The organism is Microbacterium sp. As-52, from assembly GCF_049949185.1.
Classification (GTDB): domain Bacteria; phylum Actinomycetota; class Actinomycetes; order Actinomycetales; family Microbacteriaceae; genus Microbacterium; species Microbacterium maritypicum_A.
Map to the genome: position 1 here is coordinate 1,101,830 of NZ_CP188171.1, position 24,534 is coordinate 1,126,363.

24 protein-coding genes are annotated in these 24,534 nt (G+C 68.2%); 3 read left to right on the forward strand and 21 right to left on the reverse strand.

Annotation, left to right across the window (positions count from 1 at the left end):
- The first annotated feature begins 10 nt into the window (after positions 1-10).
- Positions 11-1,807 (forward strand): aldehyde dehydrogenase family protein, encoded by a 1,797-nt coding sequence (locus ACLFA2_RS05370; protein ID WP_029260471.1) that lies wholly within the window; start codon positions 11-13, stop codon positions 1,805-1,807.
- A gap of 3 nt (positions 1,808-1,810) precedes the next feature.
- Here the strand turns inward: ACLFA2_RS05370 and pip are convergent, their stop codons facing one another.
- Complete coding sequence (gene pip / locus ACLFA2_RS05375; protein ID WP_021198756.1) at positions 1,811-2,785, reverse strand: prolyl aminopeptidase; 975 nt, start codon at positions 2,783-2,785, stop codon at positions 1,811-1,813.
- A gap of 70 nt (positions 2,786-2,855) precedes the next feature.
- Positions 2,856-3,740, reverse strand: coding sequence for a KPN_02809 family neutral zinc metallopeptidase (gene ypfJ / locus ACLFA2_RS05380; protein ID WP_021198757.1), 885 nt, complete (start codon positions 3,738-3,740; stop codon positions 2,856-2,858).
- Positions 3,741-3,792: 52 nt separating this feature from the next.
- On the opposite strand from ypfJ, the gene ACLFA2_RS05385 reads away from it, so the two are divergent.
- Both ACLFA2_RS05385 and ACLFA2_RS05390 read left to right on the forward strand, forming a co-directional pair.
- Positions 3,793-4,782 (forward strand): malate dehydrogenase, encoded by a 990-nt coding sequence (locus ACLFA2_RS05385; protein ID WP_021198758.1) that lies wholly within the window; start codon positions 3,793-3,795, stop codon positions 4,780-4,782.
- Between the two features lie 54 nt (positions 4,783-4,836).
- A complete protein-coding gene (locus ACLFA2_RS05390; RefSeq protein WP_029260475.1) occupies positions 4,837-5,325 on the forward strand; it encodes a dehydrogenase in 489 nt (162 codons plus the stop codon).
- A 21-nt stretch (positions 5,326-5,346) separates the two neighbouring features.
- Here ACLFA2_RS05390 and ACLFA2_RS05395 read toward each other — a convergent pair whose 3' ends face one another.
- From ACLFA2_RS05395 to ACLFA2_RS05485, 19 genes are all read right to left on the reverse strand, one after another.
- On the reverse strand, positions 5,347-6,027 hold the full coding sequence (locus tag ACLFA2_RS05395; RefSeq protein WP_021198760.1) for a hypothetical protein: 681 nt from the start codon (positions 6,025-6,027) through the stop codon (positions 5,347-5,349).
- A gap of 43 nt (positions 6,028-6,070) precedes the next feature.
- Positions 6,071-7,735, reverse strand: coding sequence for an alpha/beta hydrolase (locus ACLFA2_RS05400; RefSeq protein WP_347124753.1), 1,665 nt, complete (start codon positions 7,733-7,735; stop codon positions 6,071-6,073).
- Complete coding sequence (locus ACLFA2_RS05405) at positions 7,732-8,025, reverse strand: hypothetical protein (RefSeq protein ID WP_021198762.1); 294 nt, start codon at positions 8,023-8,025, stop codon at positions 7,732-7,734. The genes ACLFA2_RS05400 and ACLFA2_RS05405 overlap by 4 nt, the downstream gene beginning before the upstream one ends.
- A gap of 148 nt (positions 8,026-8,173) precedes the next feature.
- Positions 8,174-8,461 (reverse strand): WXG100 family type VII secretion target, encoded by a 288-nt coding sequence (locus ACLFA2_RS05410; RefSeq protein WP_028501988.1) that lies wholly within the window; start codon positions 8,459-8,461, stop codon positions 8,174-8,176.
- 115 nt (positions 8,462-8,576) lie between these two features.
- The gene (locus tag ACLFA2_RS05415) at positions 8,577-9,254 is read right to left on the reverse strand and encodes a hypothetical protein (RefSeq protein ID WP_426622161.1); all 678 of its coding nucleotides are present in this window, start codon (positions 9,252-9,254) and stop codon (positions 8,577-8,579) included.
- Positions 9,251-10,138, reverse strand: coding sequence for a hypothetical protein (locus ACLFA2_RS05420; protein WP_021200026.1), 888 nt, complete (start codon positions 10,136-10,138; stop codon positions 9,251-9,253). The genes ACLFA2_RS05415 and ACLFA2_RS05420 overlap by 4 nt, the downstream gene beginning before the upstream one ends.
- On the reverse strand, positions 10,135-10,731 hold the full coding sequence (locus ACLFA2_RS05425) for a hypothetical protein (protein ID WP_426622162.1): 597 nt from the start codon (positions 10,729-10,731) through the stop codon (positions 10,135-10,137). The genes ACLFA2_RS05420 and ACLFA2_RS05425 overlap by 4 nt, the downstream gene beginning before the upstream one ends.
- On the reverse strand, positions 10,731-12,041 hold the full coding sequence (locus tag ACLFA2_RS05430; RefSeq protein ID WP_426622163.1) for a hypothetical protein: 1,311 nt from the start codon (positions 12,039-12,041) through the stop codon (positions 10,731-10,733). Before ACLFA2_RS05430 ends, ACLFA2_RS05425 begins: the two co-directional genes overlap by 1 nt.
- A gap of 12 nt (positions 12,042-12,053) precedes the next feature.
- On the reverse strand, positions 12,054-12,401 hold the full coding sequence (locus tag ACLFA2_RS05435; protein WP_021200029.1) for a hypothetical protein: 348 nt from the start codon (positions 12,399-12,401) through the stop codon (positions 12,054-12,056).
- An 85-nt stretch (positions 12,402-12,486) separates the two neighbouring features.
- Complete coding sequence (locus ACLFA2_RS05440; RefSeq protein ID WP_426622164.1) at positions 12,487-13,386, reverse strand: hypothetical protein; 900 nt, start codon at positions 13,384-13,386, stop codon at positions 12,487-12,489.
- A 79-nt stretch (positions 13,387-13,465) separates the two neighbouring features.
- On the reverse strand, positions 13,466-13,753 hold the full coding sequence (locus tag ACLFA2_RS05445) for a WXG100 family type VII secretion target (protein WP_028501988.1): 288 nt from the start codon (positions 13,751-13,753) through the stop codon (positions 13,466-13,468).
- A gap of 136 nt (positions 13,754-13,889) precedes the next feature.
- Complete coding sequence (locus tag ACLFA2_RS05450) at positions 13,890-14,513, reverse strand: hypothetical protein (RefSeq protein ID WP_136023791.1); 624 nt, start codon at positions 14,511-14,513, stop codon at positions 13,890-13,892.
- Positions 14,513-15,130 (reverse strand): hypothetical protein, encoded by a 618-nt coding sequence (locus ACLFA2_RS05455; RefSeq protein WP_021198491.1) that lies wholly within the window; start codon positions 15,128-15,130, stop codon positions 14,513-14,515. Before ACLFA2_RS05455 ends, ACLFA2_RS05450 begins: the two co-directional genes overlap by 1 nt.
- Before the next feature lie 39 nt (positions 15,131-15,169).
- Positions 15,170-16,339 (reverse strand): hypothetical protein, encoded by a 1,170-nt coding sequence (locus ACLFA2_RS05460; RefSeq protein ID WP_029259845.1) that lies wholly within the window; start codon positions 16,337-16,339, stop codon positions 15,170-15,172.
- Positions 16,340-16,359: 20 nt separating this feature from the next.
- Positions 16,360-16,665: a hypothetical protein gene (locus tag ACLFA2_RS05465; RefSeq protein ID WP_021198489.1), complete on the reverse strand. Its 306-nt coding sequence runs from the start codon at positions 16,663-16,665 to the stop codon at positions 16,360-16,362.
- Between the two features lie 167 nt (positions 16,666-16,832).
- A complete protein-coding gene (locus tag ACLFA2_RS05470) occupies positions 16,833-17,891 on the reverse strand; it encodes a hypothetical protein (protein WP_029259846.1) in 1,059 nt (352 codons plus the stop codon).
- Between the two features lie 43 nt (positions 17,892-17,934).
- Entirely contained in the window at positions 17,935-22,455 is a 4,521-nt protein-coding gene (locus tag ACLFA2_RS05475; RefSeq protein ID WP_167254865.1) for an FtsK/SpoIIIE domain-containing protein, read from the reverse strand.
- Between the two features lie 43 nt (positions 22,456-22,498).
- Positions 22,499-23,815 (reverse strand): RDD family protein, encoded by a 1,317-nt coding sequence (locus ACLFA2_RS05480; protein ID WP_426622165.1) that lies wholly within the window; start codon positions 23,813-23,815, stop codon positions 22,499-22,501.
- Entirely contained in the window at positions 23,812-24,522 is a 711-nt protein-coding gene (locus ACLFA2_RS05485) for a hypothetical protein (protein ID WP_322957424.1), read from the reverse strand. Before ACLFA2_RS05485 ends, ACLFA2_RS05480 begins: the two co-directional genes overlap by 4 nt.
- Positions 24,523-24,534 lie beyond the last annotated feature (12 nt).

Sequence of the window (24,534 nt, forward strand, 5' to 3'; positions counted from 1 at the left end):
GGAGACGTCGATGACTTCTGCGAGCACAACCGCCACCTCCGCCCCGACCTCGAAGCGCGCGTCGGGAAGCGCAGCCCCGGAGCTGGGCGAAGGGGAAAGAGAACGGCTCGACGCCGCGGTCGATGCCCTTCAGACCGGAACGCGCACCTGGTCTGCCCTCACCGTCGCCCAACGGGCGACGCTGCTGCGCGCGGTGCGCACGAGCGTCGCCGCCACCGCGGAGGACTGGGCGCACACGGCCGCCGCCTCGAAGGGCCTCGACGCGCGGCATCCCCTGCGCGGTGAAGAGTGGCTCAGCGGACCGTACAGCGTGCTCGGCGCGCTCGACGCCTATATCGAGACCCTCTCGCGCCTGGCGAACGGTGTGAACCCGCTCGACGGGATCACGATCGATCGCGCGCCCGGAGGACGCACCCGCGTGCACGCCTTCCCCCTCACCGGCATCGACGGGTTCCTGTTGTCGGGCTTCGCGGGCGAGGTCTGGCTGGAACCGGGGATCACCCCCGGCGCCGCGCGCGCAGCGGCCGGCCTCGCGCAGCGCACGCCCACCGAGTCGGGCGGTGTGGGCCTCGTGCTCGGAGCGGGGAACGTGACGTCGATCCCGGTGCTCGACGTGCTCTACGAGCTGCTCGCCCACAACCGCACGGCTCTGCTCAAGGTGAACCCGACACAGGATGCGCTGGTGCCGGTCTACAAGCGCGCACTCGCGCCGCTCATCGAGCCCGGGTTCCTGCGCATCGTCCGCGGCGGGCCCGACGTCGGGGCCTACCTCACCGGCCACCCCGGACTCGTGCACGTGCACATCACCGGCTCGGCGGCGACGTTCGACACCATCGTCTGGGGTCCGTCGAAGGGCGAGGGCGCGGCGGCGACGAAGCGACGACGTCGTGAGGATCGCCCCCAGCTGAAGAAGCCCATCACGGCTGAGCTCGGCGGCGTCTCCCCCATCATCGTCGTGCCCGGCGCCTGGACCGATGCCGACCTCACCTACCAGGCCGAGCACATCGCGACCATGCGGCTGCAGAACTGCGGGCACAACTGCATCGCCGGCCAGGTCGTGATCATCTCGTCCGACTGGGACCAGGCGGATGCCTTCCGCGCAGCGCTGCGGCGCGCGTACGCCAACGCGCCGGAGCGCCCGATCTGGTACCCCGGTTCTTCGTCGCGGATGGAGCTCGCGACCGACGCCTACCCCGACGCCCTCGTGCTGGGCGACCGGCTGCTCGTCGAGATCGATGCCGACGACGATCCGACGGCACTGGAGAGCACCGAGTACTTCGCCCCCGTGCTGGGCGTCGTGACCGTGCCGGGCACGGGCCAGGACTTCCTGGACGCCGCCGTGACTCACGCCAACGACAAGCTCCAGGGCACCCTCGGCGCGAACCTGCTGATCGACCCCGCGACCGAGAAGTCGCTCGGCGCCGGCTTCGAGCGAGCCATCGCCGCGCTCCACTACGGGTCCATCGCGATCAACAGCTGGACGGCGTTCGCCTTCATCACCCCCACCCTCACATGGGGTGCATTCCCCGGTGGAACGATCGGCGACGTCGGCAGCGGCATCGGTGTGGTGCACAACGCCCTCCTGCTCGACGGCGTCGAACGCTCGGTGCTGCGCGGCCCTTTCCGCCCGTTCCCCCGGTCGCTGCCGATCGCGAACGGCGGTGGACGATTCACGATCCTGCCGAAGCCGCCCTGGTTCGTCTCCGCGCGCACCGGGGCGGCCGTCAGCGAAGGGCTGACCCGTTACCGGGTGGACGGCAGCATCACCGGGCTCGTGAAGACGCTGACGAAGGCGCTGCAGGCCTGACGGTCAACGCGTCGATCGCGCGAACCGATCGGTCGCTGCTCGGAGCGCCTTCTGCGTGCCGGGCTCTGTGGCCGCGTGACCGGCATCGTCGACCACGACGAACTCCGCCTCGGGCCAGGCGCGGTGCAGATCCCATGCGGTCATCATCGGTGTCGCGACATCATGTCGTCCCTGCACGATGACCGTCGGGATATGACGGATGACGTCGACACCGGCGATCAGCTGCCCTTCCTCCCACCAGCCGCGGTTGACGAAGAAGTGGTTCTCGATGCGGGCGAACGCCGTGGCCTTCGCCGGATCGGACATCGCCTCGATCTGCGCGATATCCGGGGTCAGGGTGACGGTCGATGCCTCCCAGGTGGACCAGGCGACCGCCGCCGGCACGTGCACGGCGGGATCGGGGTCGAACAGTCGACGGTGATACGCCTCGATCATGTGCGAGCGCTCCAGCACGGGGATCGGTGCCAGGAAGCTCTCCCAGAGATCGGGGAACAGCGCCGCGGCACCACCCTCGTAGAACCACTCCAGTTCGACTCGACGCAGGGTGAAGATGCCTCGGAGCACCAGCTCGGTCACGGCTTCCGGGTGCGCCTGCGCGTAGGCGAGCGCGAGTGCGCTGCCCCACGATCCGCCGAACACCTGCCACTTCTCGACGCCGAGATTCTTGCGCAGAAGTTCGATGTCGGCGATCAGATGGGCCGTCGTGATGTGACGGAAGTCGGCGTCGGGTGCACTCGCGTGCGGGGTGCTGCGCCCGCAGCCGCGCTGGTCCAGCAACACGATGCGGTAGCGCTTCGGATCGAAGAACCGCCGCTGCCACGGCGATGTCCCACTGCCGGGACCGCCGTGGAGGAACACCACCGGCTTGCCCTCGGGGTTGCCGCTGACCTCCCAGTAGACCCGGTGGCCGTCACCGACGAGGAGTTCCCCTGTCTCGTACGGTTCGATCGGTGGATACAGTGCATCCGTCTTCTTCATCGTCGGCCCCCCAGCCGGTCGTGCTGACTACTTCGTCAACGGTAGCGGACGTTCGCCCACCCGCCGGGCATCACGGGTCCAACTGATCGGCGGGAAGCGTCAGCACCTGCGCGCAGACGCCCAGCCCGTTCTGATAGCCCTCCGCGAACCAGCGCTTCCGCTGCACACTGGATCCGTGCGTCCAGGTCTCCGGATTCGAGAACCCGGACTGCTCCTGGATGTGGTCGTCGCCGACGGCCTCTGCCGCGTTCAGCGCGTCCTCGATCTGCGCTTCGGTGGGCTTCATCAGGTACGGATCGCCGTCGGCATCCTTCTGCTCGGTCATGCGGCCGAGCCACGCCCCGGCGTAGCAGTCGGCCTGCAGCTCGATCCGCACCCCATTGCTTCCCGGCCCCGTGCCGTTGTTCGGGTAGGCATCCATGTCGCCCGTGATGTTCTGAATGTGGTGACCCCACTCGTGCCCCACGATGTACAGCTGCGCGAGATTGCCGGCGGACGCCCCGAACTGCTGTTGCATGAGTTGGAAGAACGTCGGGTCGACGTAGACCCCTTCCTCCGGGGGACAGTAGAACGGCCCCACGGCATTGGACGCCGTACCGCACTGTGTCGGCGTCGATCCGTCGACGACGATCATCTGCGGCTTGCGATAGCCCTCCACGTTCTCGGCCCAGAAGGCGTCCAGCGCGACCTGAGCACCCGCCATGCGGCAGTCGACGTCGGCGTTCGCCTGCGCCCCCGTATCGCAGTTCTCGATGACCGATCCGCCCGCTGGTTCGCTGCCTCCGCTCGGCGCTCCGCCACCCAGCAACCCGGTCAGGTCGATGCCGAGCAGAGGCCCGGCGATGAGCGCGATGATGCCGAGCACGCCCACGCCCGTGCCACCGGCGATCGCTGCCGTGCGCCCGCGACGACGCGTGGTGTTGCCAGAGATGTCGGCGTCGGGATTGAAGGTCATGGGACGAGGGTACTCCGAGCGGAGGCCCCTCGAACGGACGTAGGCTCGGGGCATGACGACCACGATCACCATCACCGGAGCCGGCGGACAGATCGGCTACGCACTGCTGTTCCGCATCGCGGCGGGCGACCTGCTCGGCCCGGATGAGAAGGTGCGTCTGCGGCTGCTGGAGATCCCGCAGGGGCTCGGTGCCGCGGAGGGCGCGGCGCTCGAATTGCAGGACGGCGCGTTCGGACTGCTGGATCACGTCGAGGTGACGGATGACGCCGCAGTGGGATTCGACGGCTGCGACCTCGCCCTGCTCGTCGGTGCACGTCCACGCGGGCCCGGTATGGAGCGCGGCGACCTGCTCGCGGCCAACGGCGGCATCTTCGGGCCGCAGGGTGCGGCCATCGCGGCGAACGCCGCATCCGGCGTGCGCGTCACCGTGGTCGGCAACCCCGCCAACACGAACGCGCTGATCGCCGCCGCCTCGGCAGATGGCGTGCCCGCCGAGCGTTTCACCGCCCTGACACGGCTCGACGAGAACCGCGCGCGGGCTCAGCTCGCACTGACGCTGGGGGCTCCGGTGCACACGGTTCGCCGCGTGCCCATCTGGGGCAACCACTCGGCGACCCAGTTCCCGGACATCTCGCACGCGACGGTGGGCGGCCGGCCGGTGGGAGAGGCGCTCGAACAGATCGTGGGCGACGTTCCCTCCTGGCTCGACCGGACGTTCATCCCCCGCGTGGCGAAGCGTGGGGCGGAGATCATCGAGGTACGGGGCTCCTCGTCGGTGGCATCGGCGGCGAGTGCGACCATCGATCACGTGCGCGACTGGGTGCGGGGCACCGACGACTGGACGTCGGCCGGCGTCGTCTCCCACGGCGAATACGGCGTTCCGGAGGGCCTGATCTCGTCCTTCCCGGTGCGGTCGATCGACGGTGAGTGGCACGTCGTCGAGGGACTCGAGTTGAGCGAGTGGGCACGCACCCGGATCGATGCCTCGGTGGCCGAACTGCAGCAGGAACGCGAGACGGTGCAGAGCCTCGGCCTCTTGTGAATCCGGTCACCGCGACGCACGCCGACAGGGCAGAATGGATGCCGGAGGTGCGCGATGAGCGAGACGATTGATCCCACGAAGACCACGGCATCGGTCGAAGAGGCTCTGACGAGTCCCCTGCACCTGCCGCACGATGCGGCGTCCTGCCCGAAGTGCTTCACCGAGTTGCAGCAGAACCGCAACTTCTGGACCGCCCGCCCCGACGGCTCACGCCTGGTCGGTCTCGTCGTCGCCCGCGAAGGTCTGCCGTCAGTGGTCGAGCAACGCGAAGATCTCACCCGTTTCGGTGTGCCGATCGAAGGATTCCGTCACCCGGCGCCCGACATCCTGGAGAGCTGGAACGACCGCCTCGCGCGCCTCATCTCGACCCTGCGCATCGGCGACGTGGTGGTCGTCGTGAACATCAAGGCTCTCGGCCTCGACGCGGACGAAGGCGCCCGCACCGTGGCCGAACTGCGCAAGCACGGCATCATCGTGAAGGTGCTGAATCACGACGCGCGGCACCTGGCCGACGCCGCCGCCGTACACACCTCGGCCCGCTGAGACACCGTCCGAGAGCGCTCGTCAGCCGCCGTAGGGCGCGACCGGGAACGCGGTCGTCGTCGGCTGAGGTTCGACGGGCGATCCGTCTTCGTTGTAGTACACCGGGCTCCCCTCTTCGGGGAAATAGAACCGCGGCTGCCAATTCGGACCCTCGAACGCCGGGAATCGCAGCGAAGCCCCGTCATAGGCGAGTTCTCCGCCGAAGACCATGTCCGAGAGCGCGGCCGCATCGCCGGGGATGCACCCGGGCGTCGCCGTCGCGGAGATCTGGTTCCGACCGGGCCGGATCGTCACGACACCTCGGCCGACGTCGCCTCCGGTGCCGACGATGTTGACTTCCTGCCGATCGCCCTCTCCGAATCGCGTCGTGCTCGCCTCCACCCCGGCATCCTCGAACGCCGCCGTCGCCGCGGCCACCACGGCCTCCACATCGATCTCCTCCGCCGGTTCGAGCACCCGCGCCCAGGAGAACGTGTACCCCGAGACGTCGCCGTCGATCCGGCAGGGAATCGGCGAGGCGCCGAATGAGCCCTGGTCCACGGCCCAGTCGCCTTCGTGGATCGCCATGATCACGGAGTGCATGACGGTGGAGTACGCGACGTAATTCTTCTCGCCATCGCGATACAGCGCATCGCCTTCGGGCGCCGACGTGGTTCCGCAGCTCGTCATCGTCATCACCAATCCGACGGCTGCTGCCGCCATCACTCCGCGCCGCCATATCCCGCGCATTCGTCGTCCCATTCGCTCAGAAGTCGATGAGAGCGTACTCATCGCTGATCCACCAGTTGCTCGCATCCCAGAACCCCTGCGTACTGCCCTCGCCGCCGCGAACGGTACCGGGCTCCCCGGTCTGGATGATCTCCGACACGTTGTAAAAGGATTCCGAACCCGGCTCGAGGTATGCACCGGGCCCGAGAGCATCGTGTCCGGTCGCGGACGGAAGACTGTCGCCGGATGCGCTCACGCCACCGTCGCTGTCGAACACGGTAGTCCCTGACAGGCTCTCCGGGCTGACAGGATGCCCGGGAGCCGTGGCGCGACCGACGCGGGCCACGGCGTCGTCCTCGGAGATCGTCGCATAGATCTGCGGGGGCTCGCCGTTGGTCAGGTTGTCGACGACGGCCGCATCGTTCGGGAACCCGGCGGATCCGACCGCGACCAACGAGGTGACGCCGAGACCGTCGGGCTGCGATCCGATGGCGAGCGCCGCTGTCGTACTGCCATACGAGTGTGCGATCACGTTGACGTCGGCCTCGGGCGACAGCGCGCGTACCGCGAGCAGGTAGGAGCGCAAGGACGCCGCTCCGTCCTGCGCTCGACCCATCGCGGGCTCCTCGAGGAGTTCCGGCGTGTCGTAGCCGAACCAGACGACGGTCGCGGATCCGGCACCCACGGAGGAGTTCAGCGCCTTCGCCGATTCACCCCACGATTGCAGGTCGTGCACGTTCCCCAGCATCCCGGGGACGAGAGTGTTGATCTCCGACGCCGTCGACAGGTCGCCGTAGGCGATCGCCGCGGTCACCTGCTCCGAACCGTCCGGGTCGAAGCTGATCAGATTCGGGGCCGGGATCCCACCCGCGTTCAGCGCTCGCACGATCGCTTCGAGGTCGTCACGGTGCGGACCCGCGGGTTCGGTCTGGAGCACCTCCTCCAGCCTCGCGGCGTTCACCCTCGCACGCACGTCCCAGGGGACCCCGTCGAGGTTGCCGACGATGGCGGGGTGGCTGTCGATGAGCTCCTGCTGCAGTTCGGGGTTCGCCGCCCAGAGTCGAGCGACCTCCTCCGGACTTGAGGCCGCGAGCAGGTCGGCGAGCAGGTCGCGCGCCTGGTTCGTCAAGACGGCACCCGTGCCTGCGGCGAGTGCGGCGAGGGCCGCATCGTACGCGGCGTCCCAGTCGCCGTAGAGCCGTTCGTACTGGTTCCAGAGCTCGTCCAGCGCCTCTTTCGCGGCATCACGGTCGACGATCGCATCGTTCACGGCGTCGGTCGTCTCATCGATCTCGGACTGATCGTCACCGTAGGCGGCGGCCATGGCGGCACGACCGGCTCGATCGGCGGCGATGTCGAGCCGGGACCACTCGGCGTGCGCCGTCTCGATGTCGTCGATCAGATCATTGGCGGGCTTGGCATACGCATCGAACGCGTCGGCATAGCTTTGCAGGACGCCGGCGAGGAGTTGTGCCTCGGCGATGTCGGCGGGGAGCAGTGCGGCGAGGTCATCGGCATCTGCGCGCACCGCTGTGACCGCACGACCGACTCCGCGCAGTTCCTGCGCGGAGTTCGCGGCCGAACGCACGTCGCCGAGCCGGTCGGCCACGCGCGTGAACAGACCGCTCCAGTACCCCATGGATCCGCTGCTGCCCTCGAGGCGTTCGAGCGGATACCCCCGATTCGGCGATGTCAGGCTCATGGTCCGTCCCGCCCGGTGAGTTCGACATCGAGGTCGGAGTACTTGCTCGCGATGGCGGAGATCGCGGCAGCGAGGTCATCCCCCGATTCGACGCGGTCGTACACCCGGTCGTGCAGAGCGGTCAGCCGCCGGTGCATCTCGAGCCGCAGAGCGGAGCGGTGCGCCGGGTTCTCGACACCGGTGTCGTCACCCTGCAGACCCGCCGCCTGCGTGAGGACCTCAGAGGTCGCGGTCGTGAGGCTCCTCGCGGCATCGTTCAGCTCCGCGTAGAAGATCTCGACGTCTGACATGGCCACCCCCCGGTTCCGCCGGATTCACCCTACCCGGTGGCGCACGGTGAGCCGATGGGGAGAACTGCCCATCGACCGCGATCTCCGGACCCGAGGACACGAAGAAGGGGCCGACGGCGAACCGTCGACCCCTTCTCGAGACTGTGTGTCAGCTGCCGGCGAGCTGCTGGTCCAGGTCCTGGATCGCCCGCATCATGCCCAACAGCGACTCGGACATGTCGTTGATGCCATCGACCGCGGTCTTCAGACCCGTCGTCAACTCCGTGTACCCCTCACCGAACTTCCCCGACGCATGCTGCGTCTTGAAGTCCTCACCCAGAAGAGTGTCCACCTGACCCTTCAACGTGTCCAACTGACCCTGAATGTCATCACGAGCCTGCGACAGCGACGACGCCACCTGCTCCATCTCCGCATAAGACGCACCGAAATCGGCCATCGTCCACACCTCCGCCAATCGAGAGAACCGGACCCCTCCGGCCCGAACAACACCCACCCTACGGCGCACCCACGAACACCGTCGATGGGGACAACTCCCCATCCCCGCACACCAGTCAGCGGCGGTCGGTCGGCGCCTGCTCGACGGTGACGGGGACCGCCGGCTCCTCGGCCAGCTGCTCCCACGCGAAGGTCGAGATCATGGCGTCGCTGAGCAGCTCGATGCCGTCGAGCACCTCGGCGGGGATCACCTCGCCGTCCGGGATCACGATGGTCGACGTGAACACGAGCGCCTTGCGACGCAGCGTTCCCGGCACGGGGATGATGTACGTCACGGTGCGTCCGCCGACGCCGTCGATCGCAGGCGCACCCGCGGGGCGCGTTGCCTCGGCGGACCAGCGGACGATGTGCCGGAGGTGCTCGTCGAGAAAGACGGCGCCGCGGAGGCGGAAGGCCTCCGCCACCCAGCCGTCGAGATTCTCGCCGACGGGGGCGTCGAGGGCGGAGGCCGTTATCGAGAGGGGCAGGAGCTCCTCCATCGGCACGTCTTCCTGCCGATAGATCGCGAACACCTTGGTGCGGCGCATGCCCTGATTGGCCTGCGCCATCATCGTGCGGAACTCCGCGTCGAGATCGGGGCGCCCGGCCTGCATGAAGATCGCACTGGCCTTGCGCACGTCCTCCTGCTGGCCCGCGTTCGTGGGCAGATGCGTGGCCCACCCCGGAGGCAGCACCAGGCGGAAGGCGGGGATGCCGTAACGGAACTCCACACCGAGATCGTTCATCTCGCTCACCGCTGCTGCGCTCTCTTCTTCGCGCGTGACTCGACGAGGGCATTGCCGGGGAGCGCGATCGCGCTGAGACGCGCCGTCCCCAGCCCGGAGCGCTTGGCTCCCTTCGCCACCGATCGAGCGATCGGTCGAGAGTCGTGCGAGGCTGCGCTGGCGAGCTCACGCCAATTCGTCAGCATCTCGTCGAAGATCTCACCACGCGCAGCGCGGTTCAGTCGCGTGAGACGATGCCGAGCCTTCCGTTGTTCATGCTCGACGACAGACCATTCCGTGGCGGGATCCAGCTTGATCTCCGCCAGTCGGTCGACCAGCGCATCGAGCACCCCGTCGACCGCTTCTCGCAACGCCGGCAGGCGAAGCAGCACGCGTTGCTCTTCCGCATCCCACACCGCCGTCACCGCCTGCGCGCAGACGTAGCATGTGCGCTTCGGGAGGTTGCGGGTGGAGGCGTATCCGCAGGTGCAGCGATCCGCGACGGCTGCGAGCGCCTGATCCAGCGTCGCCTGGCCGCCCGATGCATCGCCACTGTCGTGCACCGCTTCCAGGGCATCGAGCAGAGACGCCGCTCCAGGCGCATCGACCTCGCGCAGCAGCGAGTCATATGCGCTCAGCCTCAACGCGTCGCGGGTGCGCACCCACCGCACCATGTCCTCGACAGACACGATCCCTCGGACCGAGGCTGCGTAACTCGCAAGAGCCGAGCGCTGAATGGATGCCACATGCTCGGCGAACGCGTCGGCATCGCCCCCGCGTGCCGCGTCGCTTCGCTCGATCAGACCACGAATATGCTCGGAGCCCGCTCGAGCCGCCTTCTCGTGGCGATCGGCCAACGCCGGATACTGCTCGAAGAGCTGCGCTTCGACGCCGAGGAGGTCGTACCTGCTCACTGTTCGACCGCCGCCGTCCGCGGAAGTCGGATCCCCGGGATCAGGCGCATGAGCTGCTCCTCGAACAGGACGAAGGCGGGAAGGGTCGTCCCCAGCGTATCGACAAGGATGCTCCACGTGCCGTCGTTCAGCCGCACGGTCCATTGCGTGATGAACAGCGGCTGTTCCCCTTCGAGTTGCGTGGAGCGCCGGAGGAGGAAGCCGCTGCCATGCGTCTCGGTCTGCAGTGGCACCACATCGAATCCAGCGGAGAACCGGTCGCCGTCGAAGACTTCCTCATTCGCTGCGCTCCCCGGCCCCGATGCTCGCGACACGGTGATCGTAACGAGGAGATCGCTGTACATTCGCTCCGGAGCGAACCACAATCGGGTGACACCTTCTTCGGCTTGCGAAAGCAGGGCGCCAGCGGTCGCGCGCAGCAGCGCAGCGCGCTGCGGATCGGACGTCGCGGCATCGGGCAACCTCGCGAGGGCGGCGTCGGTCCAGGCAGCCGCCGCATCGGGACCGATCTGGCTCCCGTTCACTCCGGGAAGCGGGACGAACCACGCGGCGTCGAAGTCGAGGTCCCAGACGAATCCCGCGTCTCCCGCCATCAGAGCAGCCCGTTGACGAGCCCGGCGGGCGACAACCCACCAGAGGGCTTGCCGTTCCCGGTGAGCCCCACCACTCGGTCCGACCACTTGAACGTGTTCCACGCGGCTTCGAACATCGAGTTGGTCGGTGCCTTGGCAACGTTTGCGAGCCCTTCGGGCAGCGCCGCCCGCAGCACCTCCTGGAACCGCGGGCCGGTCGACGACACCGCGTCGTTGAAGGCGACTTGGAACGATCGGTTGGCACCGAAGAAGAACCGCTCGCCGAGCCCGCCGAAGATGTTGTTCCCGAACTGACGGACTCCGGAGACACCGGACGCGTAGGAGCCGAAGTTCTGCGAGACGATGCCCCGCCACGGAGAAGCGGTTCCGGCGAGACCGCGCAATCGAGTCATCTGCTGGACCGGATTGCGGAACTGACCGATGAACTCCTCTACGAACTTCGCCTTGCCGGAGAAGATCTTGCCGAGTTTGCCCACAGGCAGGATGCCCACGATCGCCCAGCCGAGGTCACCCCAGCCCTTGCGGCCGTCGAACATCAGGGCGACCGTGAGCGCCAGCGCGATGACCCCGACCACCAGAGCCGCGATCGCGAAGAACGGACCACCGATGATGAGTCCGAGCACGGCGATCGCGAGGCCGATCCAGCTCACCCACTCCGCGACCACGGCGAGGACACCGGCGATGTTCTCCCACGTGGAGTCCTCGCCGATCTTGTTCGCGTCGGTCAGTCCCGAAACGGCCGTCTCGTAGGCGGTGTGCCAGCTGTCGTACTCGCCGTCGAACGCGTCGAGGTTGTCGTTGTGGGTGGTCTCCGCGGTGTTGAGGGTCGACGCCGCACCGGAGGCGACGGTCGCGAGATTCGTGCCGGCAGTCGTGTTCGCTGCCGCGTCCTCTTCGGCCGGTGGGTTCAGCCGCGTCGAGGTGTTGTGCGCCTGGAGCGCGTCGGCGGCATCGGCCGCGTTCGACTGCGCGGTCTGCAGCTCGGTGAGGCTCGTCTGGCAGTCCGCCACGATCGTGCGCATGCGGCTCTGGGCGGTCTCGAGCGCCGTCGCGTAGCTGCTCAGCGTGGTCCCGGCCGGCTTGTACCGACGCCCTGCCTCATCCAGATCCTTGTGGACGTCGTCGACGACGTCCTTGATCTTGTCCATCGCGTAGCCCTCGCCATCGATGGAGCCGTCTTTGATGCCCTTGAGCGTCGCAGCGGCACTGACCATGCTGTCGCCGAGCTCGACGATCTTCGTTCCCCGGTCGGCGATCGCCACGGCATCGCCGGCAACGACTTCGACGTCACGTCCCTTGTTCGTCTGCATCTGCCTCGCCCCCTACACCGCGGCTGGCTGACGCCCGGCACCCGGCGCGTTCCCCGACCCCGACTGCTCCATCGACGTCGCCATCTCGTTGTCGAGGCTGGTGACCTCGTCGACCGTGCCCTTGACGCGATCGGCGACCTCTTTGAGCTTGGTCAGCAGCTTGTCGCGGCTGTCGTTCCAGCTTCCCTCGAAGTCGTGGCAGCGGTCCTTCAGGCGACCGTCCCCGTACGGCCTGCCGACGGCGTTCTCGACGTCGTCCTGCTTCGCGGCCGCAGACTCCAGCTCGGACACGATCGCCGCGAGCTTCTCGCTGGTCGTCTGCAGATCACTGATCGGCACGAGCATGCGTTCGCCTGCCATGGCCCCCTCCTTCTTCCCGGACGCTACGACGTTACGGGGAAGCTCCGCCCGACGCGATGGGGAGTACTCCCCATCGGGCTGCGCCTCACACTCTCCTGCTGCTCTTCGTGCGCTTCTCGGAATCCTTGACGAAGGCCTTGATGCTCTCCGCGTCTGCACGCACCCCGAGTTCGGTGAGCGCCGCCGCACCGAGACCGCGCTTGTGCACCTTCTGCACCGTGGAGCGCAGACTCGTCGTGGACGCACGGGAAAGCGGCTCGATGAAGCTTGTCCACCGTCGCAGATCGGCACCGGCGAGCTCCGCCCGGTGTCTGCGTCCCAGACGGGCAAGGCGTCGTCCACCGGCCTTCCTCCGGCCGAAGGCCTCGGAGTCGAGATACTCGCCGTGGCTCTCGAATACCTTCGTCTGCTGCTGGGCGACGTCGTCGATCACCTGGGCGACGTCCTCCGCATACGCGGGCATCGCCCGAAGCAGCCGCCGTTCTTCCGCTACCCAGCGCCGCAGGAGCACGTCGCAGCACTCCGGACACAGCCTCTGCGGCAGGAGGCCATCGACCGCATAGCCGCATGCGCAGTCGATACCGGCGCGCTGCTGCACCCGATGCGGACGACCGCCGAGCTTCGCGCGCAGGAGTGAGGCTCCCACCGCGCTGCGCCCGAGCTCGTCGGCGAGGAATCCCTCGCCACTCCGGCGCTGCATCTCGGCGACCAGCAGCTCCCAACGCTCCTGGTCTGCCGGTCGGAGCAACGGGCGAGCGGAGGACGCATACTCGTCCAGCGCCGCGGTGATTTCCGCTTCCTGCGCCGCGTGTCTCAACGCGCTCGCGGATGTGACTCCCGGCCAAGACGGGAACGCGACGTGAGTCGCGAGCACCCGCATCCGCGCATCACCCGAGACTCCCGCCGCCTCGTGCAGCGCGGCCAGGGGCACGTTCGCCTCCAACACATCGCGTTCGAACTCCTCGACAGCGTCAGACGCGCTCATGCCCCCAGAGTAAACGCCCGCGAACGACGAAGAGGGCCGACCGTCGTGGTCGACCCTCTTCGTGAAACCGTGCCGTGTGTCAGCTGCCGGCGAGCTGCTGGTCCAGGTCCTGGATCGCCCGCATCATGCCCAACAGCGACTCGGACATGTCGTTGATGCCATCGACCGCGGTCTTCAGACCCGTCGTCAACTCCGTGTACCCCTCACCGAACTTCCCCGACGCATGCTGCGTCTTGAAGTCCTCACCCAGAAGAGTGTCCACCTGACCCTTCAACGTGTCCAACTGACCCTGAATGTCATCACGAGCCTGCGACAGCGACGACGCCACCTGCTCCATCTCCGCATAAGACGCACCGAAATCGGCCATCGTCCACACCTCCGCCTATCGAGAGAACCGGACCCCTCCGGCCCGAACAACACCCACCCTACGGCGCACCCACGAACACCGTCGATGGGGACAACTCCCCATCCCCGCACAGGGCTCGATGCGTGTCGGGGCGGGGTCAGCCGTTCAGCACCCAGTCGTCCCCCGGGCGCACCACGGCGGAGACGAGCTCTTCGAGACGCTCGGGGTCGGACCGCGGGACGAAATCGCTGAGCGAAGCAGTGGTGAGAACAGCCTCGGCGAACGGCTCGACGAACGCCATCCCGTAGGGCACGACAGGACCGAGCATCGCGCACACGGTCGTACCCTCACCGAAGAAGATCCAGCGGCGCGTCGCGAAGTCGAGACCGTTCTCCCGCTGCGCGAGGGTGGAGGAGAACCCGGTGCCGAGTGCGTCGGTTTCGGTGAGTCTCGGCGTGACGGGCAGGATCGCGGTGCTCGACCAGAGGAAGTCCGCCTGCTCCTGACGCGAGAGTTCATGCGTGATCACAGAGATCATCAGCGGTGCGACGACCCCGCCATCGACGCCCACGACGAGCAGGAGCCTTCGGTCATCGTCGGCCTGCGCCGCCACCGCGAGCAGGGCGGTCTCGATCTGCGCCGCGACCGTGGAGTGCGCACCGGCATCGCGAGCGAAGTCCTCCGCCGTCTGACGCGCCCACGTCACCTGCTCTTGCGGTGAGAGTCGTTCGCCAGGAATCGGGATGATGCGATCAGGCGCGTACGAGAGGGCGAGGTCCATCAGCGCACCGTCCATGTGAAGGTGCTGACGTGGGTGTCGAACAGTGCCGTCCAGAGCGTGAGGTTCGGGTGATCGGCGGGAAGGTCGGCCTCATGCGTCACGGTGGCCGTCCATTGCACCGCCTCGGTGAGCCTCGTTCCCGGAATCGGGATCAGGTAGTTGATCAGCAGCGACGCGACGTCTTCCCCGTCGAGGGACACCTCACGGCGCTCGGTCCACCGCACGATGCGCTGACCCTCACCGATGGCGATGCCGGCGTGGTGGCGGATCGCGCTTTCGACGAGCTGCTCCAGCGTCGCTTCGGGCGTCGAGGAACGCTTGAGCCCGACCAGGGTCGCCGCACCGATCGCCCAGGACGGCGCCGCCTCTCCCGCGAAGGCATACGCGAAGCCCTGGCGTGCCCGCAGTCCCTCGAGGGCCTCGTGCACCTTTCCTGCGAGGACGGGCCCGAAAGTCGTGTTCTGCGCACCCCGCAGGCGCGCGTCCGCCCGACGGATCAGGTCGCGTTCGGTCGCCTCGCTGAGGTCGAACGCCTCCCATCCCGGAGGGAGGAGCATCCGGTAGGGCGGGATGATCGTTCCGGAGTTTCCCGTCAGTTCCGCGCGCAGGCTGCTCATCGTCTCAGTCTTCCATGGGGCGACTCGCGTCGCTGTCGGTCACGAGAACGGATTCTGATCCGGGTCGAATGTGCCCGACCACGCACCGCCCGCGCTGTCTTTGATACCGCCGGCGATCGCGAAATGCGAAGCGAAGACGTTGCCCACCATGTCGAGCGTCTGCACCCCCGTCATCTGCGCGGCGAACGACGCGGCGCCGTTGCCCGTGAACAGTCGAGCGGAGAACTCGCCGAAACCCGTCGTGAATCCGCCGCGGATCTGGCTGAGCGTGCTCAGAGGAGCCCGCCCGGCGACGGCGTTGAAGAACCGCATGCCGTCGGCGCCGAAATCCGCGCCGCGGATCATCGCCATCGGACCACGCGCGAACTTGATCGCGGGACCGATCAGCGGGATGACCCCGATGACACCGAAAACGACATCGATGACCGACCCCTTGCCCCTCGCCAACCGCGCGACGGCCACGATCAGCGTGGCGACCGCGACGATGGCGGCGAGGGCGGCGATGATCGGGCCACCCACGATGATCGCGAGCACGGCGAGAACGATGCCGGCGACGGCCAGGAAGTCGGACATGAACTGCAGGAAGCCGTCCACGTTGTCCCAGAAGCCGTCTTCGATCTTGTCGGAGGTGTCTTCACGGATGTTGCTGGCCGCGTTGGTGAACGCGGTGTGCCAGCTGTTCCACTCGCGATCGTAGTCACCGGCACGCGCATCCCAGTCGCCGCGCGCGCTGCTCGCCGCCCCCGATGCGGCCTCGGCTGCGTCGTCACGCGCGTCCTCCGCCGCCTGCCGCGCCTGATCGTCGTCGGCATCCGCGCCCGTCGGATAGTCGGGGCTCTGCGCAGCCGCCGACGATGCGGCATCCTTCTTCTGCTGATACGTCGCCCACAGTGTCTCGAGATCGTCGAGGATCGGATCGATCGCGGCCTTCGAGGTCTCGAGGTCTGACGCATACTGCACGATGTGCGGCGCGACGGCGTCGTACAGGTCGGCTGCGCGGCCGAGCTCGGCGTGCATCTTTCCGGAGATCTCGGCGAGCTTGTCGACGGATTCGCCCTGCATGTCGGCGCCGTTGTCGACGAGGCGCTGCAGCAGCGTCGCGGAGTTGCTCATCGCGTTCGCGAGATCCTGCAGCGAGTTCCCCCGATCGCGGATCGCCTCCACATCACCGGTCAGAGCGCCGATCGGGTGACCCGCCGGCGAGGTCATGGGCATGTACTCGTACACGGTCAGCCTCCGCTGTTCTCGGACTTGGATGCGGCGTCACGGTCGAAATCCTGGAATCCCTTGATCACCGCAGCCACGTACTCTTCGACCGTCTTGCAATCATCCATGAGCTGCTTACGGCGGTCGTCCCAGCGCCCCTCGAAGTCGGATGCCGCATCACGCAGCGCACGCTCGCCGTAGGGTGAGCCCACGGCGCTCTCGAGATCGTTGCTGCGCGAACCGGCGTGCTCGAACTCCTCGATGATGTTCTTCAATTCGGTCTGCAACGGCTCGAGATCTCCGTACTTCAGCTTGACGCCGTCACCCACGTCCGTCCCCCTCATGAAACGTTCAGATCGAAGGGACCGGCTGCGGAGCCGGCCCCCTGAAAGTGTCCGTCGCGGCGATCTGATCGCCCCGACTATGCAAACTCTACGAAGAGAATCACCCTTCGGTCGATGGGGACAACTCCCCATCCCAGGGTGACCCGTCGCTGTTAGCCCGTCGTGATCTTGGTGATCAGGGCGGCGGCCACGAGACCTACGAGAAGCGGGACGAGACAGCCGACAGCCGCCGCCCGCCCGCCCTTGGGAGCGGCGAACAAAGCCTCCCGCCGCGTGCGACGAGCAGGATCCGCCTCCGTGACACCCGCCGTCTGCTCCGCGCGTCCGCGGACTTCCAGCAGTGACACCAGCGCGGCGAGATCCTCGATCCACTCCCAGTACGCGGGCTCAGCCATCGGGAGGTGCCGTCGGGCGATGACGTAGACCCGGTCGCCGACGACTTCGACGTCGCACCGCTCGGCGACCGCCGTCAGTGCCGCCTGCACGTCCGGAGAGAGCAGATGACGTACCGGCTCCTCCGTCGCCCGCGTCGTGAAGACCTCGAAGCGCGCGGCGAAGTCGCCCTCGATCTGCACGCGCTCCTGCGGCGCGGTCGGCTCCCATCCGGATGCCGCGACTGCGGGTGACTTGGTCACGAGGACCATCGGCGGCAGCGAGCCGGTCAGCGCGAACTCGACGTAGTTCGCGACCCGCGGCATGCGCGCGCGGGCGACCCAGGTGTCGAACGAGTAGTTCGCGGCCTCGAACGGGCGCGGGGACGGGCCGGAGACGATGTCGCTGGCGACTCGCGAGGTGCCGATTCCGAACAACGCTGCCGGCCGCTCAGGGTCGAGTTCGCCGGTGCGATAGGTGAGTCCGTTCGCCGCTGTGAACTGCTCGAGGCGGTACTCCTCGATCTCCCGCTCGCGCGGACCCCGGAGGTGGGATCGGATGCGGCCGACCGCGAGCGGCAGCACCATCAGCACAGCCAGAACGACGGTCGTCAGATCGGCGCCGTCGGCACCGAACATGAACTGCACGGCCACGACGGCCAGGGCCGCGAGTGCACCGGCGCCGACGACCAGCACGACCGATTGGAAGACGACCCAGCCGGAACCGAGCACCACGCCGAACCGGCGCCCCTCCCTCGTCACACGCTCACGGCTCTCCTGCCGCGCACGCACCGGATCCACGCGCGCGCGCAGCGCGGCGTCGTCGAAGGTGACCGTCATCGTTCGCCCCTCCTTCGGAACCGATGCGTGTGCGCGTTCGCGCTCAGCGGACTGGCGTCCATGTGTCTCCTTCGATGAGTGGCAGCTGTACCGTGACCTGGCGTCCCGCTTGTACGAAGATGCCTCGACCGTCCGGGAAATCCGTGCGCTTGACCTTGGGGAACGGGACCTTGAAGATCGCATCGCCGTCGAACGCATCCGGCTTGAGAACAATGCCCTTGCGCCCGGCTTTGAAGTCGCCGATGAATCCGAAGCCGCTCGTCACCTGGGTGACGTCGGCGTCGCCCACCAGCAGGTGATCGCTCCGGTTGATCGCCTGGAAGAGCGCCTTCATCTCGCGTTCGGCGGGGCCGTCCGCGAACTGGGGCACGTCCTCGACGATGACGAGCATGCGCACCGGAATGGTTTCGTCGACGGCGATCTCGGCGATCTCCTTCGCGAGCTCTTTCGCGTCCTCCGGGGTGACCGCGCTCCGCGTCCAGTCGACGTAGCCCTTGAGCTGGGCTCGGCGACCGCCGAAGTGGAACAGCTTGACCTCGGGGTCGAACCGCCGTATCGACGTGATGATCCCCTTGAGCGCGGTGGTCTTGCCCGACGATGGCGGACCGGCGACCACGAAGGTGCCGACAGGGTCGAAGTCGCGTGCGGCCAGCGTGTCCTCCGCGACGCCGAGCACCGGGAACTCGCCCAGACGATCCGGGAGATCGCGCACGGACAGGCGGGTCGGCAGGGCGCCGATCTCCGGCACCTCCCTCGCCCCGGCCGCGCGCAGAGCCGTCGCGTGCTGTTCCAACAGCTTGGTCTGCTCAGCCACGTTCGGGGTGCCGCCCAGCGTCGCGATCTGCGTCTCCCGCCCGTCGACGATCGCGCGACCGGGAGCCGAACGCTCGTCGAGCACGTCCTTGGGCGCGTTGAGCATCGCGTACCCGGATTCGTCGGAGAGCCGCAGGACCACGCGCCGCGACACGTTGGCGCTGACCGCGGTGGGCACGGAGCCCGAACGGTCGGCGCTCGCGATCACGTGCACGCCCAGCGGGCGCCCCTCTCCGAGAATGCGCATGAACGTCTGGTAGAACGGCATCCGCGCGGTGGTCGACTCCCACTCGCTGCGGAACTGCGGGAACCCGTCGATCAGGATCAGGATGCGGGCCTCATCCTTTCCGGTGATCTCCCGGTACTCGGTCAGGCTGGAAGCGTTGGCGGCGCTGAAGCGCTTGCCGCGGTCGTCGAGCACGGCGGCCAGCGAACGCAGCACGCGCTGCACGCGCTCGGAGTCGTCGCCGGAGATGATCGAGCCGACGTGGGGCAGCATCTCGAGGCTCTTCAGCGCACCCGATCCGAAGTCGAGGCCGTACACCTCGACGTTCGAATGCGCGGGCTCGAAACCCGCCGCGATCGCGATCGTGCGCAGGACCGTCGATTTGCCCGATCCGCTGGTCCCGTAGACGAGAAGCGACCCGTCCTTGTCGGGATGGAAGTACGCGGGCTCCTGCAGCTGCCGCTCCGGGACATCCATCTTGCCGAGCAGCACCTGCCCGTCGCCGAGCACCGGGAGGTCGCGCAGATCGACGGCGCCCTCGAGGTCGTCGAGCCACGGACGCCGGGGCGCGGGGATGCGGGCCTCGCGTGCCGCGTTCACGAGTGTCGCCACGATGCGCTTCTGGTCGTTGGGTCCGAGATCCTCATCGTGGGAGTCGGATTCCGGAGCCTGCTCGGCCTCCCAGGTCTGGATCGAGCCGAAGCGGAGTTCGGCGACCTTGACCTCGGCGACCTGCGCCTCATCGGTCGTCCACCCGCCCGCGTAGGCGGACTGGAACGGCACGAGGCGACCCGGACCGGTCTTCGCGATGCCGCGTCCGGGCAGCGAGGGCGGGAACGTCGCCGCCACCGGATCGTCCACGACATCTTTCGAGTCGGATTCATCGGCCATCCGCAGCGCGACGCGCAGGTTCGTGTTCGCGCGCAGATTGTCCTTGATGACGCCCGCGGGGCGCTGGGTCGCCATGATCAGGTGGATGCCGAGGGAACGACCGCGCTGGGCGATGTCGACGACGCCGTCGACGAACTCCGGCACTTCTCCGGCGAGCGCGGCGAACTCGTCGATCACCAGCACCAGGGCCGGTGGCGTCTCGGGATCGCGACGCTTCTCGAGCTCGAGGAGGTCCTTCGCCTTCTTGCGGTTGAAGAGGTGCTCGCGATGGTGCAGCTCGGCGCGCAGGCTGGTGAGGGCGCGACGCACCAGGTGCGGGCTCAGGTCGGTGACCAGCCCCACGGTGTGCGGCAGATCGACGCAGTCCGCGAACGCAGAACCGCCCTTGTAGTCGACGAAGAGGAATGTGACGCGATCGGGGCTGTGGGCCGCGGCCATGCCGAGCACCCACGCCTGCAGGAACTCGCTCTTGCCGGCACCGGTCGTCCCGCCGACGAGCGCGTGCGGACCCTGGGTGCGCAGGTCGAGGGTCATCGCGTCGGTCTGCGACTGCCCGATGATGGCGCGCAGGTTTCCGGCCTTCTTGAGTCGGGACTGCGGAGCACCGGAGCGATCGATGATGGTGTTGTTCTGACGCCACCGGTCGATCACGGCGCTCGCATCCTCGGCGACCTCGTTGCCCACCAGCGAGAGGAAGCTGACGGAGTTCGGGATGTCGGAGGAATCCTCGATCACCGTGCTGGAGTCGACGACCGGGGCGAGGCGCTTCGCGAACATGGTCATGTAGGCGTGCGAGACGCCCTCGACCTGCACCCCGCGGTAGTCCACGCCGCTGCGGACGGTACCGACCACGGCATCGGCGAGGCCGGCGCTCACATCGACGAACGTGCGGCACGCGGCGGGCAGCGCCTCGACGACCGGAGCGACGAAGAGCGCGTACACGCCGACGTCGGCGCCGCGTTCCAGGATCTGGGTCAGTCGAGCCCGGTCGACGGGAGCGTCGTTCGTGATGATCACCAGGATGGCCGTCTGGCCGGGGAACGTCGCGTCCTCGGCTGCCCGCTTGACGTCGGTCCCGTAGCGCATCGGATCCCAGTCGGCGCCGTACGGCGGCCGCGCGGACTTCGATTCCCGCGAGCGACGCAGCACGATCTCCTCCAGGCCGCTGAGCAGCGCCGTGCCCGTCGAGGCGGAATCGGCGAGGGGCATCTCCTTGAACGGGTTGCGCTCGCTCGAGGTGTGCGGCAGCCACTTGAGCCAGTCGAGCTCGTTCGCCCAGCCCGGCTCGGTGAGGGCGACGGTCACCAGCTCATTGGGGGAATGCGTACCGAACAGCTGCACCGCGATCCCGCGCAGCGCATCGCTCGCGAGCGACGTCGGCCCCGCGACGCCGATGGATCCCACGCTCTGGAGCGATTCCAGGATGGGGACGTCGTCGATCATCCGGTACCGCTCCTCGAGGCGGTCGACGCGCTCGACGTACTCGACGAGCGCCTCCGGGGTCTCGGTGCGCTTGATGCGCGTGCGCGCCTCGCTCTCGCAGACGCCGAGGCGCAGGGCGAGGAAGTTCCAGTGCTCCGGTCGACGCGTCCACAGCAGGGGTCCGAGGCGCATCGCCTCATCGAACACGACGGCGACGGCGGGAACCTCGTTCTGCCGCACCTCCCGCTCCTTCGGGTGCGAGTGGTAGAGCGTCTCCTCGAGCCGCTCGAACTGCTCCTCGAACGACTCCGCCTCCTTGCGCAGACGCTGACCGATGTTGGTCTTCTGGGAGATGAAGTTGCCGAACATCATCATCGGGGAGGCGGCGGCGATGAGCAGAGAGGCCGGACGCTGCGTGATGCTGAACATCGTCACGGCCAACAGGATCGGCGCGACGAGCATGGGCCAGGGGAAGAGCCGAGACGGCTGGTCGCGTGGGTAGCGCGGTTCATCCAGCTCCTGCCCCGTGAACCGTTCCTCCACGCGGGGGCTGCGATTGAACATCAGAGCACCCCCGCGCTCGAGCACCGGGTCGCCGCTGGCCGATCCGTCGAAGTCGCTCACCATGTGCACGACGAACTCGCAGTCGCCGAGCGCGAAGCTCTGTCCGGGAATCACGCGGAGCCGCTGCACGAGTCCGCCGTCGACGAGGATCCCGTTCGCCGAGTTCAGATCGACCAGCTCGACGAAGGTCGCGGCGACCTCGATACGCGCGTGCCGCTTCGAGACCAGCGGATCAGCGATCGTGACGTCGTTCGCGCTATCACGGCCGATCAGGAAGTGACCGATCGGCAGCGGGAACTCCTGGCCCGCGGCGGGACCGGCGACGACCGTGAGCACGGCGGCCGGGCGCGTGCCGGCTCCTCCCACCGATACCCGGTTCGGGCCGACGTTGACCACCTCGGCGAGGAAGCCGGAGCCGATCGGAGCGTCACCGACGAGCAGGTCGGGGTTGAGCATGGTGAGCTGCTCGCTGGTCGGCGGCGCCACCGAGAGAGTGAGCACGTCGGCCGGAGCCGCGGCGATACTGCGTGCGGGGTCGGTCGTGGCGATCTGACGCGCGACGTCGGCGATCGTCGCCGTCGAGTCGGCCATCACGACCACATCGGTCAGGGGTGCTGCGGGTCGACGCAGGGTCAGCTTGACTCTCATCGCTCGTCCTCACCGCGCCGAGGGCGCATCTCACTACTCAGGGTCATGCCCACTCCACCTGGAGGGACCGGTCGCCGAAGCGCACCGTGTCGCCGGTCTTCAGCTCGGCGGGGTGTCCGGCCGGGAGGACCGTCTCCGCACCGCCCCGGATGATCGCGCTGCCGTTGGTCGACGCCCGGTCGACGACGAAGACACCTCGTCGAGCCGGCATCACCGCGATGTGCGTCTTGGACACCGAGCGAGTGTCGTCGATCACCGGCACGAGCAGCGCCTCCCCCTCGCCGGCAGCCGCACTCGGAGACCGCCCGAAGAGCGTGGTGCCGCGCACCTCGATGCGCTCGCCCGTGTCGAGCACGAGGATCGCACGGACGCCCGCGGGTGCGGGCGCAGCGGGCGCAGCAGACGCAGGTACAGGTGCAGGTGCTGCCGGGGCGGGCGGTTCCGCCGCGGGCGGGGCGGGCGCCGCGACCGGTGCCGGAGCGGGCGCCGGAGCGGGAGCCGGGGAGAACGTTGCCGGAGCCGGTGCGCCCGTCGCGAGCGACGGCGGCGCCGCCGACACCATGGAGCCGGCTCCAGATGGCTCTGCCTGCTCCGTCGCAGCCGCCGCGGCCGAGCGGTGCGCACCGATGACGCCTCCGGAAAGGCGCGCACTCGGGACGTACTCGGCCGGCGCGTCGCGATGCACCGGCGTCGCCAGTGACGGCAGCGGAGCCTTCTCCTCGTGTTCGGGCGTCTTCACGCGCTTGCGCGCGATGCGCATGCGTTTCGCATCGTAGGGATTCAACCCGCCGCGCACGTCGACGAACCAGGTCGCGGCAGCGAGATCGAGCCAGCCGCGTCCTCGCCTCTCGATGTCGAACAGCGGGGAGAGCATGATCACCAGCACCGGACCGATGACCGGGACGATGAGCGAGGCGTAGGCGACGAGGAAGCGGACCACGGCTCCGCGCCAGAAACCGGGGCGCTCGAGGGTCCGGACGTTCACCGAGCGGATGCCGCAGATCGCCTTGCCGAGCGTCACTCCCTTGCGTCCGTGCAGGACGAGCTGGACGACGATATAGGCGATCATCAGGCCCTGCGATACGGCTGCCGCGACGATGAGCCACACCAGGTCACCGCGGGCGAAGAACTTCTCGGCGTCGAACCGCCCTGCCACGACCTGCGCCAGAACCGGGGTGAGCGCGACGATCGCCGGAAGCGCGATGAGCACGGCCACCGCCCACTCGATCAGCGCGGCGAGCACGCGCGGCCCTCGCCCTGCTGTGCGGAGCCCGAGGGCCTCCGCGTACGCGGGATCCGGGCGTCCGTGCGCGTCGAGCCCTTCGACCTCGGGAGCGTGGTCGTCGATCTCCCAGATCACTCCTGCTCTCCCTCGACCTCGTCGACGGCGTGCGCGGTGTCGAGCAACGGCAGGTCGCTCTTGCCGACCAGTCGCGACGCGATCACGTGCTCCACCAGGCGCGCACGTCTGTTGGTCGCGAAGCTGCGTTGTCCGCCGCGCATTCCGGGCACACCGATCCGGTCGAACTTGTCGCACACGTTGTCGAGCTTGCGGTTGAAGCGGGTGACGGTCCAGCCGAGGCGCTCCGCGGCCTTCGCCGACGTCGGGATCTCGCTCATACCCGTACCGTCCCTGCGCAACTGCGGCTCCGCCAGCGCGAGGATGAGGAGCTTCTGGCTGAGGGTCAACGGGACGTCGCCGATCGTGGAGGCACCCCCGTCGTCGTGCTCGCGCCTGGTCGCACGGAACGTCGGCTCCGCCGCATGCAAGGTGAGTTCGTAGGTCGTCGGTCCCGCGCTGAACACGATGGTCGTGGTCTCGAAGACCAGCGGAAGGCGGGCACCGGGAGCGAGCCAGGCCTGCACGCCACCGGCCGAATCGGTCACGGTCGCCGTGAGTCGCGTGCCGACGTTCGACAGCCACCACAACCCGTCGGCGTCGGTGATCTCCAGGAAGTGCCGGTGCAGGAACAGGTTGTCGTCGAGCTCGAGATCTCCCTCGCGCCCGACGATGAACCGCCCGCCCCGACGGACCGGGAAGTACTCCCCCGCGAACTCGACGGTCACGCCGCCTTCACC

Excerpts from the sequence above, each read along its gene's own strand:
- ACLFA2_RS05370 (WP_029260471.1), top strand. The coding sequence starts at position 11 with ATGACTTCTGCGAGCACAACCGCCACCTCCGCCCCGACCTCGAAGCGC.
- pip (WP_021198756.1), bottom strand. The coding sequence starts at position 2,785 with ATGAAGAAGACGGATGCACTGTATCCACCGATCGAACCGTACGAGACA.
- ypfJ (WP_021198757.1), bottom strand. The coding sequence starts at position 3,740 with ATGACCTTCAATCCCGACGCCGACATCTCTGGCAACACCACGCGTCGT.
- ACLFA2_RS05385 (WP_021198758.1), top strand. The coding sequence starts at position 3,793 with ATGACGACCACGATCACCATCACCGGAGCCGGCGGACAGATCGGCTAC.
- ACLFA2_RS05390 (WP_029260475.1), top strand. The coding sequence starts at position 4,837 with ATGAGCGAGACGATTGATCCCACGAAGACCACGGCATCGGTCGAAGAG.
- ACLFA2_RS05395 (WP_021198760.1), bottom strand. The coding sequence starts at position 6,027 with ATGGCGGCAGCAGCCGTCGGATTGGTGATGACGATGACGAGCTGCGGA.
- ACLFA2_RS05400 (WP_347124753.1), bottom strand. The coding sequence starts at position 7,735 with ATGAGCCTGACATCGCCGAATCGGGGGTATCCGCTCGAACGCCTCGAG.
- ACLFA2_RS05405 (WP_021198762.1), bottom strand. The coding sequence starts at position 8,025 with ATGTCAGACGTCGAGATCTTCTACGCGGAGCTGAACGATGCCGCGAGG.
- ACLFA2_RS05410 (WP_028501988.1), bottom strand. The coding sequence starts at position 8,461 with ATGGCCGATTTCGGTGCGTCTTATGCGGAGATGGAGCAGGTGGCGTCG.
- ACLFA2_RS05425 (WP_426622162.1), bottom strand. The coding sequence starts at position 10,731 with ATGGCGGGAGACGCGGGATTCGTCTGGGACCTCGACTTCGACGCCGCG.
- ACLFA2_RS05430 (WP_426622163.1), bottom strand. The coding sequence starts at position 12,041 with ATGCAGACGAACAAGGGACGTGACGTCGAAGTCGTTGCCGGCGATGCC.
- ACLFA2_RS05435 (WP_021200029.1), bottom strand. The coding sequence starts at position 12,401 with ATGGCAGGCGAACGCATGCTCGTGCCGATCAGTGATCTGCAGACGACC.
- ACLFA2_RS05440 (WP_426622164.1), bottom strand. The coding sequence starts at position 13,386 with ATGAGCGCGTCTGACGCTGTCGAGGAGTTCGAACGCGATGTGTTGGAG.
- ACLFA2_RS05445 (WP_028501988.1), bottom strand. The coding sequence starts at position 13,753 with ATGGCCGATTTCGGTGCGTCTTATGCGGAGATGGAGCAGGTGGCGTCG.
- ACLFA2_RS05450 (WP_136023791.1), bottom strand. The coding sequence starts at position 14,513 with ATGGACCTCGCCCTCTCGTACGCGCCTGATCGCATCATCCCGATTCCT.
- ACLFA2_RS05455 (WP_021198491.1), bottom strand. The coding sequence starts at position 15,130 with ATGAGCAGCCTGCGCGCGGAACTGACGGGAAACTCCGGAACGATCATC.
- ACLFA2_RS05460 (WP_029259845.1), bottom strand. The coding sequence starts at position 16,339 with ATGACCTCGCCGGCGGGTCACCCGATCGGCGCTCTGACCGGTGATGTG.
- ACLFA2_RS05470 (WP_029259846.1), bottom strand. The coding sequence starts at position 17,891 with ATGACGGTCACCTTCGACGACGCCGCGCTGCGCGCGCGCGTGGATCCG.
- ACLFA2_RS05475 (WP_167254865.1), bottom strand. The coding sequence starts at position 22,455 with ATGAGAGTCAAGCTGACCCTGCGTCGACCCGCAGCACCCCTGACCGAT.